A 20,238-nucleotide genomic window follows, 5' to 3' on the forward strand; every position below is an offset into this window, starting at 1 on the left:
TACCAACCGATAAATTCACCATGGTATCAGAACATGACATGCGCATTCGGCCTGTTGCAGGCCTCCTTGCAAGACGACGAAATAGCTTGTGAAACCCAACAAGAATTCCTTCTCAGGCAGCCGATCATATGGCGCTTTGTGTCGTCTTTGGTTGACGAATACTTTCCTGATTGGCACGATTCCTCGCGGCCGATCATCATGGAAGAATGAAACGCAGTAATACGCAACGGCAGGGTTATCGAAACGACACGACGGTTTTGGAGGCGGAACATCGTCAGCAGACCATCATCGGAATGTTGACCGTCGCGATCATTGCCGTTCTGCTGGTCGTGTGCGGCGTTGCCCTGTATCGCAGCATATCAGCCAATCGCTCGGTGACGGAGAACGCCCCGCAATCGGAACAAGCCGCGTACGATGCCCTGCGCAAGGTCAAGGCCAAGCCGTCGCTCGCGGACGATCAGGGCGGCATTCTGATCTCCAAGAACGGGTACGGCAGCAAGGTTGATGGCGTGCCGACTGTCGGCATGTATCTGGAGCCGCTGTGCCCGGGCTGCGCGCTGGTGAGCCGTACGCTCGACCCGACGATCAAGAGCATGCTGGACGCGGGGCAGATCAATCTCGACCTGCATTTCATGACGTTCCAGGACTACAAAAGCAGCGACGAGTATTCGACCCGAGCGTTCAACGCGGCCGTCACGATCGCGCAGCAGGACCCGAACCCGGACCACCTGCTCGGATATCTGATGAACATCTACCGCGAGGACTTCCAGCCCGGCGAACTTGGCGAATACCACAGCGTGACCGACGACCAGCTCAAACGGCAGGCACCCGATGCCGGAGTGGACGAGGATACGGCAGCCAAGGCGTTCAATGGCCAATACCGGTACCGGGCATGGCTGAAAGCGGCGGACGACTACACGATCCTTCGCCCGGAACTCTATGCGCCGGGCAGGAACGGCTTCTCCACGCCGACCGTCACCATCAACGGCCGCCGCTGGCAGATGGATGGCAACGATCTGAAAGACAGTTTTCTCACCGCCGTCGGTCTGGACGAGAACGAGGTCGGCGATCCCGCTACCAAGCCGAAAAACTAATCAAGCACACACTCACGTTTGAGGAGACGCTGATGGAACCGATACACACTTGTCGATTTCACGCGCCGATAACGGAGCCAACCCATCACGTACCATGACCGGTTATCATTCTCTCTGATCTCGCGTAGCGCGTCAGCGCATTGCATGATCAACGGCGGCACCAGCGGCAGGAAGTATCGGCTGTTGATGCCGACGACGCCGGCCTGTCCGGTCAGCGTGAATTGCGTCCATATCGCCGCGTACACCAGCGTCACGCATCCCATGATCGCCGTCCACGAGATCAGCCAGAACATCAGTCGCCGTCGATCTCGTCTCCATGCGATGACGGTCAGCGTCAGGGCCGCAACGGTCAGCGTCCAGAACAGGAACAGCAGCGGTGGCTCCCACCATGACCATCCCTGCAGACGGACGATGCTGGAGAACATCCGCGGCAGGAACCTGTGCGGGGCGGTCAGCAGTTCCCGTTGCCTTTGCCGCACCTCGTCGTACGGGACGCGTGACGGGTTCGTGGCGAATCCGGTTCCCAGCTTCAACCACGCCAGCAACAACATAACCGGCAGCACGCATCCGGCGACGAGGATGAGCCGGGAGCGCGCCGGTATGCGACGGCGGGCGATCATCGGCAGCAACGTCATGAGCAGGCACGGCGCGTACGCGAACTTCGACAACGCCAGCACCCCGGTCGTTCCGACCAGCAGTATGCAGTCGCCGCCACTGAGCCGGTTGGATTGCAGGCATCGGATCAGCATGCAGGCCAATGGCAGGGATAGGGCGACCACCGTCGAGTCGGGAGAGAACATGAACGAATCCGGCACCGCTAGACACACGGACAGTAGCCCAGTCAACAGTCGAAATCAGCGTGACAAAGGAATCCCAGCCAACAAACGCAAGCCGATCCACACCGCCGCGAGATAGACGACCAGCTGGAACACTTCGGCGAGATAGAACCGCCATGCCGCGTCTAATCGCAACAGGCGTCCGACGGCGAAGGCGGCCAGCTGCGGCAGGTACGCGATCGGCGGGTACACGGCGGTGTTGTCGAACGGCACCTCGCTGCGCCGCCCGTCGCGGACGGTGACGGACGAGGCGTTCACCAAACCGGACACGTAATGGCGATCGTTGGCCAGCGAGAACGCGATCACATCGTCATCGACCCAGCCGCCAGTGTTGTGTTCCGCGTCGGGATGATAGTCGGACGCCGTGCGCACCGGGCGGGCGATCACGTCGCCGTTGAGCATCGCGTCCACACGGTACACGTGCGCCCACACGTCCGGCGTCGACCCCGGAGGAGTCAGTACAATGCCCAACACGCCGCACAGCACCACCAACGCAAGCACAATGACCGTCGTCCGACCTTGACGCGACCGGCCATCGTGACCATTCGGATACGGATTCATGACAAACCACCACAGGACTCCGCGGACCGGCACCATACCGGACGGAATCCATGATGACCACACGCCGGCGATTCACGCCAATCGAAGCGGAATACGTCATCTTTAGACGACAGCAGACAGCGAGAACGCGATAATCCGGCCGGCCGAGTGTAATGTAATCCACATCGCAATAAGGGAGGGAGGCGACTATGCGGTTGGTCGAGACATGGCTGGCGGACCCGGAGCGCGCGTTCGACCTGTTCGCGAAGTTCCCGGCGGAGGAGACGGGATTCGAGAACCCCGCGGCCGGCATGAACCGCGAGCAATTCGCCGCATACGTAGAAGGTTTGCGCAACGAGTCGCTGGGCGTCGGATTGCCGGACGGCTGGGTGCCGGCCACCAAATACATCCTCGTCAACGACGAAGGTGACTACGTGGGCATCTTCAACCTGCGTCACCGGCTCACCGACTTCCTGCGCAACGGCCCGGGCCACATCGGCTACGGCATCGCCCGCGAATACCGCGGCCGCGGCTACGCGACTATCGGGCTGAAGCTTACGCTCGTCAAGGCGCGCGAACTCGGCATCAGGGAAGCATATCTGAGCGTGCACAAAACCAATCCGGCGAGCCTCGCCGTGCAGCAACATTGCGGCGCGCGCATCGACCACGAGGACGAGCGGGAATACTACACGCGCATCGACACGAGCGAAGGAACAATGCGCGATGAGTGACGATACGACGATGTCACCCTTGCCGTTGCCGCTGCCATCGGAATACGTCGATCTTCCAAAAGCTGAGTTCATGATGCCCGGACCGGAACGTGATCGGCTGGTCCGGCTGATTCTCGACGGCGTGAAGACCGCCACGGCCGCGCTGCTGATCGACTATACGGAATGCGGCGAGCCGTTGCCTCGCATCGGCGATCGTTCCGTACTGGTCGATTCCGACGGGCAAGGCGTGGCGGTATTGGTCACCACCGATGTCACGGTGACCCGTCTGGCCGATGTCACCGACCGGCACGCATTGGCCGAAGGCGAGGGCGATACGACCGCGGCACAATGGCGGCGCACGCACGAGGAGTTCTGGAACTCCGCTGAATATCGCTCCTATTTCGCCGATCCAACGTTCCCGATCGACGACGACACCCTCGTCGTACTCGAATATTTCAAGGTCGCTGAACGGCTCTAGCATGGCATAGAACATCGGGAAGGAAGTCTGATATGACGATTCGTATCGCTCCGATCGAACCTCGATGGTTCGAGGAGAAGGCGCAAGTGCAGTCGCAAACATGGCGGGAACTCAACCAAGGCAAGATTCCGCAGGAGATCGTGGATGCCATCACCCCTCAGTTCGCATTGAAACTCACCGAGGCCCACGCCAAGGACCCCGATCAGGTCGTGCTGGTGGCGCTCGACGGCGATCATGTGATCGGGTTCGCGGAACTGCTGCGCACGCCACGTCCGCCGGTCGACCGTCCCGAAGCGGCGGAACTGGCCTCGCTGTATGTGTTGACGGACAAGCATCGGCACGGCGTCGGGCGCATGCTGGTCGAGGCCGGCAAACAGGCCATCGGCAACGACCGGCTCGCGTTGTGGGTCGCCGGGTTCAACGCCAACGCGCAGGGCTTCTACCGGCATATCGGCTTCCACGAGACCGGCCGCACCCAAACCGAGGACATGGGACCGGAACTCGAAATGATCAACTACTGAATGCCGGCGAAGTCCGTCTCTTCGAGACGACGGCCAATGACCGTTGACGCCGCCTATCAGCTTTGAACGGCACCATCACGCTTCGGCAAGCCGCCGCGGCACGGCAAGGACATCATTGGCAGCGTCATAAGATTCCGCCGGCAATAATTCGGCCAGTCGACGACAATCATCGACGATATTGCCATGCGATTGACTGGCAGACGGATATCTTGCCGCCGATACGCCACGAGACGAAGGAACGTGGACCACGCGATGTCAACCATCGTCGACATGAACATCCCGAAACGTCGTGTCCGCTCTCATCACGGTTTATCATGGTCATATCACTCGCTGCGGGGCGTATCAATCAGACGATCCCGGAGCGGAACATTGTCATCATCGGTCATAGGAGACTTGCATGTACGTCGTTCTGGAATCCTTCGCATACGACTAAGCGGATTGACGGTTTTTCCTCCCGTCTCTTCCCTATCGCCGCGGGTCGATTCAGGCTCGCGCGATATGTCGTTATGCCTGATTCCCGAACGTATCCATGAACGCGGATTCGTGATTGCCGTATTCAGTCGGCCGTCGCATGCCGGTACCGTTCATGGCAGTCATGAAACGAGTTCACCATGAACACCGATACCCATTCACCCAACCAATCCTCCCCCGATTCCGCACGCAGCCCTCGTTCGCTGTGGAGCCTGACCGCGTATCGCAACTGGTTCATAGCCGACACGAGCGACGTGTTCGCGGTCAGCCTGCGCACGTTCGCCATACCGCTGACCGGCCTCGCCCTGTCCGGCTCGACATTCGTCTCCGGCCTGCTGGTCACCGTCGAATCGGCCATAGGACTCGTGCTGATGTCGATCGGCGGCGCGATCGCCGACCGACACGACCGCCGACGACTGATGATCCTGCTCGGATTCGTCGGCATGGGCCTGTCCCTTGCGACGACCGTCCTGCTTGCCGCCGACATGATGGACACGACGATGTTCGCGTTGTTCGTCGTCCTGTTCGCCGTGATGAACGGCCTGCTGGGACCGTCCAACGACGCGATGCTCAAGTCGATCGTGCCGATGGAACACTTCGCCAAAGCACAGGCGATACGCGAGGCGCGCGAATCCTGCGTCGAACTGTCCGGTGGTGCGATCGGCGGACTGCTGTACCAGCTCGCCGGCTGGTTCCCGTTCCTCGCGTCCACCATACTGTATCTGGCCGCCGCGCTCACCGCATTGATGCTGCCGAAGAAAGTGCCATCCGTATCCACATCCGCACCCGAGTCGGAGGATGCGTCATCAGCAAACCGACAAGCCGACGAACAGCCAACCGCCCCGTCGTTCCTCACCCAGTTCATCGAGGGCTGGCAATGGACGCTGACCAGACGGACGATCCTCGCCGCCATCATCCAGGGCGCGGTCATCAACATCGCCTGCTACGGGAGCATCATCGGCGTGCAGATCATGCTCGCCGCACAGGGCACGGACGCGGCCCTCATCGGCCTGATAGGCACGGCCACCGGCATCGCAGCCCTCATCGGCTCGCTGGCCGCCGGATGGCTGGTCGACCACATCCCGACCGGCAGACTCATCATCCTCACCTTCGCCGTGTTCACACTTGCGATGATCCCGCTGCTGTTCACCGACTCGTACGGGGTGATCGTCGCGTGCATGAGCGGCGCATCCCTGCTGTTCCCCGCGTTGAACGCCGGCGAACTCGGCTTCATCTACGGACGCACCCCGGACCACATGCAGGGCAGGGTGTCCACCGTGTTCGAAACCACGATCGGCGTTCCCGGAGCATTGACGCCCGCTCTGGTCGGCTGGCTGCTGCAAGCGCCCGGGCTTGGTTTCCGCGCGGTCATGCTGCTCGTCGTCGCATGTGCGGGTCTCGGCCTGCTGCTCGCCTGCGTTACTTCGACGAGAAACATTCCCCTGCCCGCGCGATGGGAGCAAATCGAACTCTAAGGTCGGCGGGGACTGGTGCAGGAGAGGTTCGCAACCGCCTGCACCATGTCATGAGCACATTTCGATACGTGTCTCGGCAAGACCGCAGTAGCCGTCCGTATCATTCGAAGCCGGTCGGGGAATACTGAAGCCTACGGCCGGCCTTCGTAGAGGTAGAACGTTTCCGTAGCTCCGCCGCGCAGGGCCGTCTGCCGCTCACGCAGCCGAGCCAGACCACGATGCTCGTAGAAGCCGACGTTGCAACTCGTATCGGTGAACAGGAAGTACCGATCTACGCCGGCATCCCGGAACCGGCTCATCGCATGATCGAACAATGCGCGGCCCACGCCGTGCCCGCGCGCGGCATCATCAACCAGCAGCAACGTCACCTCCGCGCCGAACCGCGAGCGCAACCCGTGCATCAGTCGCGCGTCGATGCGAGACAGCGACAGCATCTCATGCAGTCCGCGTCTTCCTTCGCCGGACAACAGCAACGGCATCGCCGAACCGATGACATGCAGACGATGCCATCGGAATCGATGCGCGCGACATGGCGCTTGCGAACGCGACCCGTCCGCGTCGCCCGATGTGCGTGGCATGTATGGTTGGCCGGTCTCGGATGGATTCTTGCGCTTGTCGATGCGCGTCGTGATGATGCCGGCCACCGTGCCGTTGCGTTGCGCGACGACGGCGTCATCCGAACAGTCCAGACTGTGGTGCAGGTCGATCATGGCGAGACGGCGGGAGTATGACGGACTCATGCCGGGATCGTCATACCACATGCGGCGCAGCATGTCGACGATGACGGGGTAGTCGTTGCGTCTCAGCGCGCGCAAGGTGATGGTTTCGTCGTTCACGGGGACCGCCTCGGATGGTCGGGTAATGATGGCTGGTACCATGCAGCTTACAGACAACGCATCGCATCAGCGGGAAAGGAACGACCATGCAGCAGCCGATCATGACCGACGAACGATTCCTGAGTAGACCGTCCGAACCGGCGAGCGAAGCCGATCTGGCCGTCGGCGTCGATTTGGCGGACACGTTGGCCGCGCACGCGGACTCGTGCGTAGGCATGGCGGCGAACATGATCGGCGTGTCCAAGCGGATCATCGTGTTCGCGGACGAGACGACCGGACGGAACATGGTCATGTTCAATCCGCGGATCATCGAACGTTCCGGCGAATACGAGACCGAGGAAGGATGCCTGTCGCTGACCGGCATGCGTCCGACCGTCCGGTATGAACGCATCACCGTCACGTACCAGACCCGCCGGCTGCGCGAGATCACCGCCACGTTCGAGGGATTCACTGCGCAGATCATCCAGCATGAGATCGACCACTGCGACGGCATCCTGATCTGATCAGTCCGTCATTCCAATCGGATTGTCGTCGGCCTGTCATGTGTTGCGCGGATATAGGGTCGAGCGGCATGATATTCAACGCATGACCGACAGTCGGCACGCCGCTCGACTGCTTGTCTCCCCCGGTTTTGCTCGTTTACATAGGCTACGCGAACTCGCCGCCGTCGAACCAGCCGGCGATGTCGTTGTGTTCGGCGATAAGCTGCGGGTTGATGGCGAGCGTATGATACGCGTCCTCGGTGCCGCAATAAACCATGTCGTGCGCGAGCAGCCGGCGATCCATGTATGCGGGGATGCCGAGAAACAGCGGCCCGACCGTGCCGACATCGTAGCCGGTACGGTCCTTCACCAGATCGGGCGACGCGAGGTGCAGCTGCCGCAGTCCCAACGCGCGGCCGAGCGCGCGCCATTTCAGATGCCCGGACGCCAGCGCGATCACTGCGAACACGCCTTCCTTTGCTTCCACGACGTATGTCGCCGCCGCGCGGGTCACGTCGAACACGGTCGCCGCGGACGCGAGATCTACGATCGCCGTGTCATGCTCGATGATCCGCGCACGATCCGCATGTTCGGCCGAGAACCGGACGATCCGTTCGTACTTGTCGTTCATTACCTATGACTCCAGTTGCTTGGCATTTGTCGGCTATTCGCCGATGACGTCGCCGACGAGGCCGGAGACGATCGCCATGATGAGCGAACCGAGCACCGACCACCAGAAGCCGTGGACGATCACGCCCACGTCGAACAGGGTGAGCGCCAGCCATGATGCGAGCTCCATGAACAGCCAATTCAGTATCAACGCGAACAGGCCGAAGCTCAGGATCGAGATCGGCAGAGCGAGCAGATGCACGACCGGTTTGATCGACGCATTGATGAGCGCGAGAAACAGCGAGAACGCGGCGATGCCGAGGATCGGCGGCTCGCCGACCGCCTCCATGCCGGGCAACAGGGCGACCATGACGCCCGCCGCGATCGTCAATACCAGCCAACGGGAAACGAAATGACTCATATCACTCGATTATTCCAGCCGAAATGTCATCGGAATGTGACGTCGGCATCATGCCGGTTGCTGGGTCGACGCATTGCGCCGGTCGCGCAGCTCGGGCAGCATCACGACGAACAGGACGACTGCCAGCAGCGCGGTGAGCAGATCAGCGAGCGCCTGTGCGGCGATTACGCCGGAGTATCCGGCGATGCGCGAGCCGGTGAACAGCGTGACGGCCAGGATCACGCCCTGACGGCTGATCGACAGCACGAATGCGCCGATCGCTTTGCCGGCCGACTGGAATGTGCAGGTCGTGACCATCACCACGGCCACGAACACGAGGCTGAGCAGCTGGACGCGCAGCATGCCCGCACCGAGTGCGACGATCGTCTCGTCGGCGATGAAGAAGCGCATGAGCATACGGTCGGCGAGGCTGAGCAGTACGGTCATGGCGAGCGCGAACAGGCACAGGAACGCGTAGGAGAACCGTATGATCGCGCGTAGGCGCGGCATGTTGCGTGCCCCGTAGTTGTAGCCGATGAGCGGTTGTGCGCCGAACGCGAATCCGGCGAAGATCAGCACGGCGATCATGATGATCTTCAGGGCGATGCCCATCGCGGCGACCGCGTCGGTGCCGTAGGGCAGCAGGAACAGGTTGATCATGACGATGCCGACGCTTTGCGTGAGGTTGGTGATGGCCGCGGGGATACCGATGGCGAAGATGTCGCGAATCTCATGCGCGGCGATGCGCAGTCTGCGCGCGGCGTGGTCGATGATGAGCCGCGGGTCGATCGACAGGTTCGGACTGCGATGCCGCAGGAACCAGACGAAGTACAGGTCGGTGCAGATGTTCGCGATCACGGTCGCGCCGGCCGATCCGGCCGCACCCCAGCCGAACACGTGGATGAACAGCGAGTTGAGCACGATGTTGACGGCGGTGCCGGCCATCGAACCGATCATGGACTGCACGGCGTGCCCTTCGGTGCGCAGCAGGTTGACCGGCGTCATGGACACGATGATGAACGGCGAGCCGATGATGATGAGCGTGTAGAAGTCGGATGCATGCCGCCACGTGTCGGTGGTCGCGCCGAGCAGGGTGAGCATGGGATCACGAAAGACGAGACCGAGCATGAGAATGAGGATGCCGGTGGCGATGGCGGCGTAGAAGCAGAACACGCTCAGTCGTTTGCCGTCCGCATACCGGCGCTGGCCGAACAGGCGGGAGATGACCGAACTGCCGCCGAGACCGAAGATGTCGCCGAGCGCGATCATCACCGTGAACACGGGTGCGGTCAGGGACACGCCGGCGACCATGCTCGTGTCGCCGGTGTGCGCGATGAAATACGTGTCCACCATGTTGTACACGAGCGTGACCAGCATGCCGAGCACCACCGGCATCGCCAGCGAGAAATACGCCTTCGGCACCGGGGTCTTCTCGAACAGTTCGCTATCCATGCGTCTCGTCCTTTCCTCTCACGCGTGCATCCGTCGATCACCTGTCACTTTGCGCAATGTCACGGGCATCATAGCCGCCACAGTGCGGACAAACGACACGCCGGCATCGACATAAGCACAAGCAAAGGTGCGGATGGCCAGGTACAAGGGCCGGCCGTCGTCCTCAATCCATCACCACGGGAATCCCCATGCCTCGCAATGCGACCGCCGCATCGAGGATCGGAATGCGTTCCTGTTCAAGCCGCAGATACGGCACTCCGTCCCCCGTACATAGTGCTTCATACAGTTCCCGTTCGTCGCTGCGCAATCCGGGTGAAGGTTTCGGCTGCCGAGGCTTGAGCGGCCTGTCGGCCTGATCGTGGTTCGTGCCGTATCGGCCATATCGATCATAGGCAGCATGATCCATGAACAGGGACTCGCAGTCGATTCCCAGTTCTCGCACGCCCGACAGTATCTCGAATCCATCCGCATCCATATCGCCCCAATACACCACGCGAACGTGCTTGGCACGCTCATCGAACAGCCAAGGCAGCAATCGCAGACCATCCACCGCTGCTTTGCCCGAACCGAACACGCACAGGCCGTCCCGGATCGGCGGCATCAGCTGGTATGTGTCCTTGTTCTCCACGATCACCACATACCGGGTGCCCAGCCCGACACCGTCATTCCATGGGCGGACGACCACCGCATCCGGCAACGGCACGCGTGCCGGATCAAGATGCCGGAACCGCAGCTCCCGCGGCCGTTCGTCCAGTTCCAAAGACCGTTTGCCGCACAGCAGCTCCACCGCCCTGTGACGTTTCGTCTTCTTACGGTCCAACCATTTCGCGCTGAACCCGGCAAGCGGCACCGCGCGTGGACGCAGACCGGTGACGTCATGCGTCGCACAGTATTCGGCGACCTGCAGCAGCAGATCGAAATCCACGTCGTTTTCCGTATCCGTCATCTTGGCCGCGGACAGCAGATCCGTCTCGTCGACATGCCGGAACCGTTCACGAATCCGTTCGACGCGTCGACGGGCGCGACGATACGTGGCCGCCGACGCACGATCGACCGACCGCAACGCGACCGTCTCATCGTTCACGGTGACGTTCGCGATCAGATCGACCGTCACATTGCCGATCAGGCGACGCTGTACGGTCGTCCCGCAGCCGGTGTTCGCCGCCCAGTCGCGAATCGCCTTATTGTTGGCATGCACGTTGTCATCGGCATGCACGGCGAGCGCCGCGTCCTCGAGATCGCTTTGCCGCGCCGGCAACTGCACGGATACTGTGTATGGCCACGCGTCGCCGGCCGCGTATCTGCTTGCCGATAGTCGTTGGCCGATCATCGCCGTGATGTCCCTGACCGTGCGCATCCGTTACTCCCGGGCGGCGTCTGCGTCGAGGCTGGCCTCTCGCAGCGTGGTGTGCCCGGTGTCGGGATCCTTGTAGGTGACGTACGCCTTGGTCGACACCTCGAGGATCTCGCCGGTCTTGCTTTCCGGGGCGGAGACGATCACTTGGAAGCCGAGTCGCGGCAATACCATGAGCGCACGCTTGGTGTACCGGCCGTCCGCCTTGATGAGCGCCTCGTCGAGGAACAGCGTTGTATAGGATGGCTCGCCGGTCACGCTGCCTTCGCCGAGCAGATAGATGAGCGCCGCGCCGTAGACGAACGAGGTGAGTTCCTGCAGTGCGCCGCCGGAACGGCCGCCGGTGGAAGTGATGCGTTCGTCCGGCCCGTCCTCGTGGTGCACGATCGCATAGAACGAGGAACGGCAGCGTGGGTCGAGATCGCGCGCGCCATACTGTTTGATGCCGGCGGAGTCCTTGACCTGTGCCAGCTGGTCGTGCAGCATGTCGACGAACGGTCGACAGGATCGGAACGTCTTGCGCAACGCGATCACGTCGGCGCCGGATTGCTGCTGCCATGAGGTGAGCGTTTCGCTCATGCGCCGTAAGGCCGTGCCGAACGCGCGTTCGGGAGGGCGTACGGTGATGTTCAACGACAGGCGACCGCCCTTGGGGCCGAACTGCTGGCCTGTGAGCATCGAGTTGATGCGAGACAGCTGTTCCTTGATGGTGGCCTCGTCGGATTTGAGCGTGCGCTGCAAGGTGAGGACGTCCCAGTACAGTTTGTGCAGGCAGTTGGCGTATTCGGCTTCGGTCGCGTCGTTGGCCGCCAGATGCGACAGGCTGTCCAATTCCTGCTCGTAATACCGGTAATCGGCCACGGTGGCGGTCAGCGCGTCGTCGTCCTTCGCATACACGTCGCGGTACGCCTGCATCTGCGATTCGAGCGTCTTGCGGGCCGCGTCGGCTTGCGCGGCAAGCATGGTGCGACGGGTGTCGATCTCCTTGCCGATCTGGTCGATCATTGTGTTTTCGAATCGCATGTCGTCAGCCGCGGCCGCACGGCCGGCTCCGATGATCAGATGCGCGCGCGTGGCAGGGTCGGTCTGGCCGGCGAATTGGCGTTCGTATGCGGCGCCCAGGCGTTCCGCCACATCGTCGCCGAACGCGGTACGCCCCTCCTTGGCGTCTGTCGCATCCCCGTTGCCGGCTCCGTTGCATTCGAGCCATTCGCGGGCGGCGTTCACCGCCTGCGTGCACTGGTCCGCGGCGTTCTGAGCCTTGAACCGTCGGTCGTTGCTGTGGTCGAGTTCCTGTTCCAACCGCTCCCGCGCGGCGGTGAGTTCGGCGAGTTTCGGATCGCGGCGGATCGTGTCGATGTCCTGTTCGATGCGCGCGATGCGTTGCTTGACGTCCTGCACGGCGACGCTGTTCCAGTCCGTGTCGTTCAGGGTTTCGGCGAGCGCGAGTCCGCGGCGCAATTGTTCGGCTTGTTGTCGGATCGCCTCGTATGTCTGGTCGGCCTCTGCAAACGCGGTTTTGGCGTCCTGCGTCTGCCGGAGCAGCTCGTCGAGGTAGGCCTGGTTGACGAATCCGATGACCTGGCGGATGTCTTTGATGCCGTGCTGGCCATGTCGGCCGGATTTGATCTGGCCGTCGGGTTGAACCTGGCGGGTCTGTTCATCCGTATCGTCGATCACGTCGACGCATAGCGCGTCGTACCGTTCATTGGCGGTCTGTGCGCGTAGCCAGCCGACGAACGGGGAGTCTTCCCGGTAGCGCAGTTTGCCGGACAGCCAAGGCCCGTCTTCGACGTGGTTCTCGGCGGTTTCCGGATTCCCGTGGTCGCGGCCCGTGTCCACGAACCGCCAGGTGCGCCGTGACATGAGATGCGGGTCGATGGTGCTCACGCGTGCGGCGAATCCCTGTTCGTGGCGTTGGTCGACGAGGATCGTGCGGGCGATCGGCCCGTAGGCGACGTTCATCGCGGTGCGCCATGTCTCCTCGTCCTCGCGCACGTCCATGAGTTCGGCGACGTAGGGCAGTTCCTCGGCGTTCAGGCCGGTGGCGCGGCAGAGCATGACGCGCTCCTCGTCCATCTGCTGGGAGATGCGCGTGCGTTGGGTGCGCTGGCGTTCGTAGTCGCGGGTGAGACGATCCAGTTCGTCGTTGGCCTGCGAGCGCGCGGCCGCGGCCTCGTACTGGTCGTGATCGAGCTGCGTGCGTCGCCGTTCGTAGTCCGCGACGAATCGTGCGGCCTGTTCCTGCCGTGCCAGCCATGCGTCGCGGGTGTCGGGAATGTGCTCGCCGATGGCGGCGAACTGGCGGGCGATCCGGTCGTGGTTGTCGGCCACGACGTTCAGGGTCTGCTTGGCTTGGGTCAGGTCGAGTTCGAGCCGTGCGAGGCTGCCGCCGTCGACGCCTTGGATCTGCGCCTTGACCGTGTCGATGCGCGCGGTGATCTCGTCGCCGTGCGCGCGTTCGGCGGCGGCGTCCTGCATGTGCCGGTCGCGTTCGCGTTCGTCGTGCGGCAGTTGGGCGGTCACTTCCTCGGCCATGTGCGCCAGCGCCCAGCGGCGGATGGCGGTGCGGCCCCGTTCGCCGTTCGGGTCGACGACGTCGAACGCGTGCACGTTTGCCTGCGCCTGGTCGTATTGTCCGTGGGATTGGCGGATGCCCTGCAGCATCTGCATGCGGCGGGCCTTCTCCTCCATGCTGTTGAAGTTGGCGGCGTACCGCTCGTAGTCGCCGACCAGGTCCTCGGCCTTGCCGATCGCCGCGGGCACGCCGAGCACGCCCTGTTTGAAGATGTCGTCCAGTCGTGACGGCGCGTCGGCGGACTGGATCTTGTGCAGCAGCCGGCATGCCTCCTCGGTCAGGCCCATGACGCCCCAGATGCGGGCGTGGAACGCGTTCGCGTTCGAGAAGATCGAACAGCCCTCGTAGGTCGCCTTGAGCTGGGTGGGTGTGAACGGGCCGTCGCGGAACTGGTCCATGAGACGCGGGTCGATGGCATGGTTCCAGGTGACGTACTGGCGGCGCACGTCGCCGCGGCCCTCGCCCGGCATCAGGTAGAGGAACTTGCCGCAGGAGAGCGTCTGCCCGGTGGTGGCGTTGCGGTACGTGTCCACGATCGCGCCCCATACGCTGTGCGGCATGCCGTCCGCGTCGGTGCCGCGCAGGTACATCGGCGCGTCGTCGGTGTCGCCCACGCCGATCATGCCGCGCAGGTACGTGTAGTCGCTGCGTTCGGAACGTCCGGAGTTCGACGCCTTGTTGAACGGCGTGCCGGACGGGTACAGCAGGGAGATCTGCGCGTCGACCAGCGTGGATTTGCCCGATTCGCTGGCTCCGGCGAGCAACGTCACCGGCAGCTTGTCGTCCGTGGACGGGCGGAACACATGGTATCCGTCGTAGGAGCCCCAGTTGACGAGCTGTCGGCTTTCCATCATCCACCGGTCGGGAACGATCTGGATGTCGCGCGCGCCGTCCGGCATCGTGGGCTCGCTCATGGTGTCCGTCATGTCACTCCCCTTCCTCGTTGTCGGCTTCATCGTCCGTGCCGGCCGCGCCGTTCGCATCGTCGTTTTCAGCGTCGTCGGCCGGATCGTCCGAGCTGTCGTCCACGTCTTCGTCGTCGATCTCGTCCCGGCCGTCCAGCCATGTCTGTGCAAGATCGCGGTCCAATACGACGGGTACGAGCGCGGTGATGCGCAGCATCGCCTCGTCGTCGGCCGAACGTTCCAGATACCCGTACGTGGTCAGGGACGAGACGATCGCGCCGATCAGCTTGAGCACGCCCTCCTCGTCGTTGCGCGAGGCCAGATAGCCGGCGCCGGTGGCGAGCGCCGCGCGGATCTCCTCGAAGCTGACGAACCATTCGTCCGCTGGCGTGTGCAGGTTCTCGTATTCGAGGACGCGGATGCGCAGGAACGCGAGCAGCGCCGCCTCCTCGCGGCGCAGGCTGACGCGCGTCTTGAGCGACCGGGGGTTCTGGTCGGCGTCGGGGACGGGGGTTGCGTACATGATCCGGTAGCGTTCGTTGACGACGAGTTCGAGCATGTCGTTGTTGAGCGAACGGGTCACCTGGTCGAGGTTGTCCATTGCGGTGTCGTAGGTGGTCCCGCTGATGTACCGGTCGCGTTTGAGTGCGATAGCGGCCATGCGGGCCGGTGCGCTCATGTCGCCGGTGTCGCCTTCGAACAGTGCTGCGGTCGCGTTGTCGTCGCCCATGTCATCCTTCCTTGATCGTCTCGTTGAGTTCGTCCATGCCGGCCGTGACCCGTCGTGTCGTCCAGTCGCGCGGCGTGCCATCGAGTGATGTGCAATGCCAGACCGTCTGTTCGCCGCCGACCGTTGCGAGTGCGGACAGGAAGCCGACGATCTCGCTTTCGCGTCGTTCGTCGGCGGGCAGCCGGTTGAAGCTGGCGGCGATGTCGACGCGTTCGGTGCCGTCCTGTTCGGTCACGGTAACCGGGTCGTGCATGATGAGCCGGATCATGTGCCGTATGCGCGGGCCTCCTCCGACGATCATGGAGCGGATGTCCGGTTCGGGGACGTTGACCGGCGTGGCATGCTCGTCGAGGCCGGGCACGGCCGCGCGGGACATCGATCGTGCCGGCCGGGTCGGCAGCCCGGCGAACGTGGCGTCGCCCACGTCCGTGCGGTAGGGACGTGTCTCGTCGTTCGGATGCGTTCTCGCCGCCGCGTTGATCGTGGTGTACAGGCGGTTGAGCGTGACGAGCATGGTGCGGTATCTGGTGTCGGTCTGTTGGCGGACGAGTCGGCTGATCGCCTCGTCGGAGACGCGTATCTGCTGGCGGACCGCTTCGATCCCGTCGTAGATACGTTCGAGTTCGGCGGTGACCTGGTCGAGCAGCACGCTGGATTCGCCGGCCAGATACGGTGTCGTGGCGATGGCCGCGACGGCCTCGTCGATCTGCTGGCGGCCTTCGTCGGTGATGATCACCTGGAAGGCGTCGTTGAACCGGCGTCCGGAGTCGGACTCGCTGAACGAGCGGCGGAACGCGTCATGGTAGGAGGTGAGGTTGTCGTTGACGTCCATGTCGCCGGCCTGCATGCGTCGGCGCAGCGCGTCGCCGTTGTCGCGTTCGGCGAGCGCGAGTTCGCGCAGGTCGATCGGCACGTCGCGCAGTGTTTTGTGGATGACGGCGATGATGTCGCCGACCTGTTCGTCGCTGAGCCGGTCGCGTTGCCGTCCCTGTTGGATCTGTTCGATCTCGCGTTCGCGTGCGGCGATCTCCGCTTTGAGCAGTCGGATGCGTTCGCTTGGATCGGCTGTCAGCTGCATGCGCGCGTGTTCGATCTCCATGATGATACTGTTGGCCTGAGCGCCGGACAGCGAGCTGGTGGTGTCCTGCAGACGGTCCAGCGCTTCGATGGCGCGGTGCGCGCGGGCGGTGAGTCGGTAGAGGAATCGGTGCGAGGCCATGTCGAGCGAGTTGGCGAGCCACGCGTAGTCGCCGTTGCCTTCGCGGGTGAGATCGACGAGGATCTGGTGCGCGGAGCCGATGAGGTCCTGGTCGTCCTCCAGCGCGTATTCGCCGGCGTCGATGAGGCTTGACAGGCTTTGCGCGAACCGTTCCTCGAGGATTTCGCGGGGCAGTTCGCCGGTCAGCGGGTTGAACGCGGCGCGCAGCAGCGCCACGTACGTCATGGAGTGCTTGCGCAGCAGCAGGCGGAGCACGCCGGTTTCGTAGACCGGTCGCAGCCGTTCCATTTCCCGCCTGACATCGCCCATGAACCCAGCCTCGCTTTCCTTGCCGCAACTTACAAGGCTATCATGCCGGTTCCCGGGATTCGGCGCGGCGATCCCGGGAACCGGTTTACTCGCTTCTGAGCGCCTCGGTCGGGGTGAGCCGGGCGGCGCGCGAGGCCGGGTAGAGGCCGGCGAGGATGCCGACCGTCACGGCCGCGCCCCATGCGAGTGGCAGACCTTCCCAGTCCAGGGCGATCGGCTGGCCGGCCGCGAGCGCCACGCCGCCGGCCGCGCCCGCGCCGATGAGGATGCCGGCCAGTCCGCCCAACGCGGAGAGCATGGCCGCCTCGGTCACGAACTGCATGCGGATGTTGCCGGGCGTGGCGCCCAAGGCGCGTCTCAGGCCGATTTCGCCGCGGCGTTCCATGACAGTGACGATCATCATGTTGGCGATGCTCATACCGCCCACGGCGAGCGCGATCACGCCGATCATGAGGCCGAGCGTGGTCAGCGAGTCGTTGGTGGCGTTGCGCGCCTTGGACAGGTCGGCGGATGCGGTCACGCTCACGTTGCCGCCCGTGAGGTTGGCCGCGTGGGCGATCGTGCGGCGCAGGGTTTCGGCATCACCGGACGTGGTGCGTACGTAGATCGCGTTGATCCTGGCGATGCTGGCCGCCTGGTCGGGATAGTGCGCGATCGCCCATGCCCGGCCGATGATGGCGGACGTGTTGAGCGTTGCGGCCTGCGGCAGCGGATCGAGGATGCCGATGACCCCGTACCATTCGTTGTCGATGAGCACGCGGTCTCCGACGTCGGTGACGCCGAGCCGCCATGCGGCCTCGGAGCCGAGCACCGCGACGGGCAGATGCTCGTTATTCCGGTCGATGCCGCGGCCTCGCGCGTAGGTCGCGCCGAGCGTGTCCAATGCTCCGGGCGCCATGATGTTGAGGGCGAGCGCGTTGCCGTTGGAGGTCGGCACGAGCTGGTTCTTGAAGATCTGGATCTTCTCGGGCGGTGTGTAGAAGACGCCGACCTGTTCGACGGCCGGTTGGCGGGCGATCGTCTCGGGCGCGTAGTCGGGCAGCGGGATGGTCTGCCGGGACGCATCCTGCCCGGGGGTGACGACCTGCAGGTTCGCGCCGAGCGCATCGAGCCGGGCGAGCAACGCCGCCTGGTTGGAGGCCGCGATGCCGGACAGGGCCACGTAGGCGGCGACGCCGAGCGCGATGCCGAGCGAGGCGATCACGGTGCGCGAGACGCGTCCTGTCGCGCCGATCCACGCGGAATGCAGCAGGTCGGCGATACGTGTGCGCAGCGGCTTACGCATGATTACTCTCCTCTCGCGTCATCGCAGTTCGTGCGGCATCCCCGGTCAGTGGGAGCCGTCCGACTTCGTCGGATTGAGGGGATTCCGCCGTTGTCTCCCCCGCTATCTCACGCACCACGCCGTCGCGGATGCGCAGTCGCCGCGGGAACCGTGCGGCCACGTTCGGATCATGCGTGACGACGACGAGGCTCGAGCCGCTGTCGGCCGCGTCGAACAGCAGCTCGAGGATCGTGTGTCCGGTGTCGGTGTCGAGCGCGCCGGTCGGCTCGTCGGCGAAGATGATGTCGGGCCGTTTGACGAGCGCTCGCGCGATGGCGACGCGCTGCTGTTCGCCGCCGGACAGTTGCGACGGCCGGTAACTCAGCCGATGTCCCAATCCGACCTGCTCCAATGCGACGGCCGCACGGTCGCGGCGCTCCGCACGCGGCAGGGTCGTGTATTGCAGGCCGACCATCACGTTCTCCAGCGCGGATACGCCGGCGATGAGATGGAACTGCTGGAACACGAAGCCGATGCGCTCGGCGCGCAGGTCGCTGCGGTGCCGTTCTCCCATCGCGGTCACGTCGTCGCCGTCGTAGCGCAACGTGCCGGACGTGGGCATGTCGAGCGTGCCGAGCAATGACAGGAGCGTTGATTTTCCGGAGCCAGACGGACCCACGATCGCGATGCGTTCGCCGCGTATGATCGTCAGGTTCGTCGGATGCAGGATCTGCGTCATCGTCCCGTCCTTGCCGGCAAACGCCTTGGTGACGTTTTCCAACGTCAGCAGAGGATCCGTCACGACACCACCACCTTGTCGCCGGTCTTCAAGCCGTCGGCCTTGGTGAGCTGCACCTGCGCGTCGGCGACCAGTCCGATCTCGACCGGCACGCGCACGAGCGCGTCGCCGCGCACCACGTCGACCGCGTACGTGGTGCCGGCGGAGGCGACGATCGCGGTCACCGGCACGATCAACGTTTCGGTATTCGCCGACGCGGACGTGTTCGGAATGACAAGGCTGACCGCAACCGGCCCGAACTGCGCGACCTGCGACTGGTCGGGGAAGTCGACGCGCGCCGACGGCGAGGTCACCTGCCCGTCCGTACCGGTGGACTGGCCGCCCTGGTCGACGGCCGTGAGCGTCGTGTCGAGAGTCGTGTTGTCGGGCAATACGACCTGCGCCTTGTCGCCGGCCTTGAACGTGGCGGCCTGCGTGGCGGTGAGCGTGGCCTCGACGTGCAGGGTGACGTTCGTGTAGCTGGCGGGGCTTACGTTCGACTCCCCCAGTTTCGCCTTGACCTGCGTGATGCGGATCGGCGCGGACGAGGCGAGTGCCACGGACGACGGCTGGAACACGCCGTCCGCCGCATCGCCGGTCAGTCCCAGCGACCGTTGCCATTGGCGGACCGCCTCGCGGGTCAGCCAGTCGAAATGTGTGTCTGGCGCACCGCTGAAGAAGCCGAGTTCGACGAGGTTCTGTTCGAGCTGGGTCACGTCCGGACCGTCCGCGACATCCGTCTGCAGGGTGCGCCAGAACGGGCGCTCGCCGTGGAACAGCGGCACGGGCACGCCGTCCATCTCGTACACCTGTTCGCCGGTGTTGATCTGTTTGCCGGCGACCGGCAGTTGCGTGATCGTGCCGGTCGCGGCCGCGAAATCGTTCGCCTTGTCGTATTGCAGGGTCGCGCCGAGCCTGGTTTCGGCGTTGAGCACACCCTTGGTGACCGACGCCGTGCGCAACGTGGCCACGTCGACGTTCCGCGACGCCGCCGAGCCGGACTGCTCGCCCGCGGTCAGATGGCCGATCAGGTTCCACGGTTTCGTCACCGCACACGTTGTGACTAATCCGGCGATGACGACGATCGCCGTGATCGCCGCAACGACCTTGCGTCGTCTGTCGAACCGTCGCGTTTCCGTTCGTGTCATATTCGTTGCTCCTTGACGTGAGTTCATCAATGTCTGTCATGTCGACCGG

General features: G+C 63.8%; 17 protein-coding genes and 1 pseudogene. 6 read left to right on the top strand and 12 right to left on the bottom strand.

The features are described from left to right. Positions 1-206 precede the first annotated feature (206 nt). Entirely contained in the window at positions 207-1,094 is an 888-nt protein-coding gene (locus tag KIH76_RS05855; protein ID WP_219069812.1) for a DsbA family protein, read from the top strand. On the opposite strand, the pseudogene KIH76_RS11565 reads toward KIH76_RS05855, so the two are convergent. Further along, a pseudogene (locus tag KIH76_RS11565) lies at positions 1,091-2,527 on the bottom strand (DUF2142 domain-containing protein). The gene KIH76_RS05855 and the pseudogene KIH76_RS11565 sit on opposite strands and share 4 nt — an antisense overlap. A 152-nt stretch (positions 2,528-2,679) precedes the next feature. On the opposite strand from KIH76_RS11565, the gene KIH76_RS05870 reads away from it, so the two are divergent. The 4 genes from KIH76_RS05870 to KIH76_RS05885 all read left to right on the top strand — a co-directional run bounded on the left by KIH76_RS05870 (position 2,680) and on the right by KIH76_RS05885 (position 6,125). Beyond that, positions 2,680-3,201, top strand: coding sequence for a GNAT family N-acetyltransferase (locus KIH76_RS05870; RefSeq protein WP_219069818.1), 522 nt, complete (start codon positions 2,680-2,682; stop codon positions 3,199-3,201). Next, the gene (locus KIH76_RS05875; protein ID WP_236036859.1) at positions 3,194-3,658 is read left to right on the top strand and encodes an ASCH domain-containing protein; all 465 of its coding nucleotides are present in this window, start codon (positions 3,194-3,196) and stop codon (positions 3,656-3,658) included. Before KIH76_RS05870 ends, KIH76_RS05875 begins: the two co-directional genes overlap by 8 nt. A 32-nt stretch (positions 3,659-3,690) precedes the next feature. Further along, on the top strand, positions 3,691-4,179 hold the full coding sequence (locus KIH76_RS05880) for a GNAT family N-acetyltransferase (RefSeq protein ID WP_219069820.1): 489 nt from the start codon (positions 3,691-3,693) through the stop codon (positions 4,177-4,179). A 611-nt stretch (positions 4,180-4,790) separates the two neighbouring features. Then, positions 4,791-6,125, top strand: coding sequence for an MFS transporter (locus KIH76_RS05885; RefSeq protein WP_219069822.1), 1,335 nt, complete (start codon positions 4,791-4,793; stop codon positions 6,123-6,125). Between the two features lie 131 nt (positions 6,126-6,256). Here KIH76_RS05885 and KIH76_RS05890 read toward each other — a convergent pair whose 3' ends face one another. After that, a complete protein-coding gene (locus tag KIH76_RS05890) occupies positions 6,257-6,961 on the bottom strand; it encodes a GNAT family N-acetyltransferase (RefSeq protein ID WP_219069824.1) in 705 nt (234 codons plus the stop codon). Between the two features lie 86 nt (positions 6,962-7,047). Between KIH76_RS05890 and KIH76_RS05895 the strand changes: the two genes are divergently transcribed. Next, complete coding sequence (locus KIH76_RS05895; protein WP_219069826.1) at positions 7,048-7,464, top strand: peptide deformylase; 417 nt, start codon at positions 7,048-7,050, stop codon at positions 7,462-7,464. Positions 7,465-7,609: 145 nt separating this feature from the next. Here the strand turns inward: KIH76_RS05895 and KIH76_RS05900 are convergent, their stop codons facing one another. From KIH76_RS05900 to KIH76_RS05945, 10 genes are all read right to left on the bottom strand, one after another. Continuing rightward, on the bottom strand, positions 7,610-8,074 hold the full coding sequence (locus KIH76_RS05900) for an aminoacyl-tRNA deacylase (RefSeq protein WP_219069828.1): 465 nt from the start codon (positions 8,072-8,074) through the stop codon (positions 7,610-7,612). 33 nt (positions 8,075-8,107) lie between these two features. Next, entirely contained in the window at positions 8,108-8,473 is a 366-nt protein-coding gene (locus KIH76_RS05905; protein WP_214373787.1) for a phage holin family protein, read from the bottom strand. Positions 8,474-8,521: 48 nt separating this feature from the next. Next, the gene (locus KIH76_RS05910) at positions 8,522-9,904 is read right to left on the bottom strand and encodes an MATE family efflux transporter (RefSeq protein ID WP_219069830.1); all 1,383 of its coding nucleotides are present in this window, start codon (positions 9,902-9,904) and stop codon (positions 8,522-8,524) included. A gap of 163 nt (positions 9,905-10,067) precedes the next feature. Then, entirely contained in the window at positions 10,068-11,261 is a 1,194-nt protein-coding gene (locus tag KIH76_RS05915; protein WP_219069832.1) for a DUF3322 and DUF2220 domain-containing protein, read from the bottom strand. A 3-nt stretch (positions 11,262-11,264) separates the two neighbouring features. Then, a complete protein-coding gene (locus KIH76_RS05920) occupies positions 11,265-14,762 on the bottom strand; it encodes an ATP-binding protein (RefSeq protein WP_236036860.1) in 3,498 nt (1,165 codons plus the stop codon). Position 14,763: 1 nt separating this feature from the next. Beyond that, positions 14,764-15,471 (bottom strand): DUF4194 domain-containing protein, encoded by a 708-nt coding sequence (locus KIH76_RS05925; protein WP_219069834.1) that lies wholly within the window; start codon positions 15,469-15,471, stop codon positions 14,764-14,766. A gap of 1 nt (position 15,472) precedes the next feature. After that, positions 15,473-16,999 carry a DUF3375 domain-containing protein gene (locus KIH76_RS05930; RefSeq protein ID WP_219069836.1) on the bottom strand — a complete coding sequence of 509 codons (1,527 nt, stop codon included), beginning with the start codon at positions 16,997-16,999 and terminating at the stop codon, positions 15,473-15,475. 85 nt (positions 17,000-17,084) lie between these two features. Beyond that, a complete protein-coding gene (locus KIH76_RS05935) occupies positions 17,085-18,284 on the bottom strand; it encodes an ABC transporter permease (protein WP_219069838.1) in 1,200 nt (399 codons plus the stop codon). Further along, positions 18,277-19,065 (bottom strand): ABC transporter ATP-binding protein, encoded by a 789-nt coding sequence (locus KIH76_RS05940; protein ID WP_338023589.1) that lies wholly within the window; start codon positions 19,063-19,065, stop codon positions 18,277-18,279. The genes KIH76_RS05935 and KIH76_RS05940 overlap by 8 nt, the downstream gene beginning before the upstream one ends. Then, complete coding sequence (locus KIH76_RS05945) at positions 19,062-20,189, bottom strand: peptidoglycan-binding domain-containing protein (RefSeq protein WP_219069840.1); 1,128 nt, start codon at positions 20,187-20,189, stop codon at positions 19,062-19,064. The genes KIH76_RS05940 and KIH76_RS05945 overlap by 4 nt, the downstream gene beginning before the upstream one ends. Positions 20,190-20,238: the final 49 nt, after the last annotated feature.

The organism is Bifidobacterium simiiventris (assembly GCF_019331715.1).
Taxonomy (GTDB): Bacteria; Actinomycetota; Actinomycetes; order Actinomycetales; family Bifidobacteriaceae; genus Bifidobacterium; species Bifidobacterium simiiventris.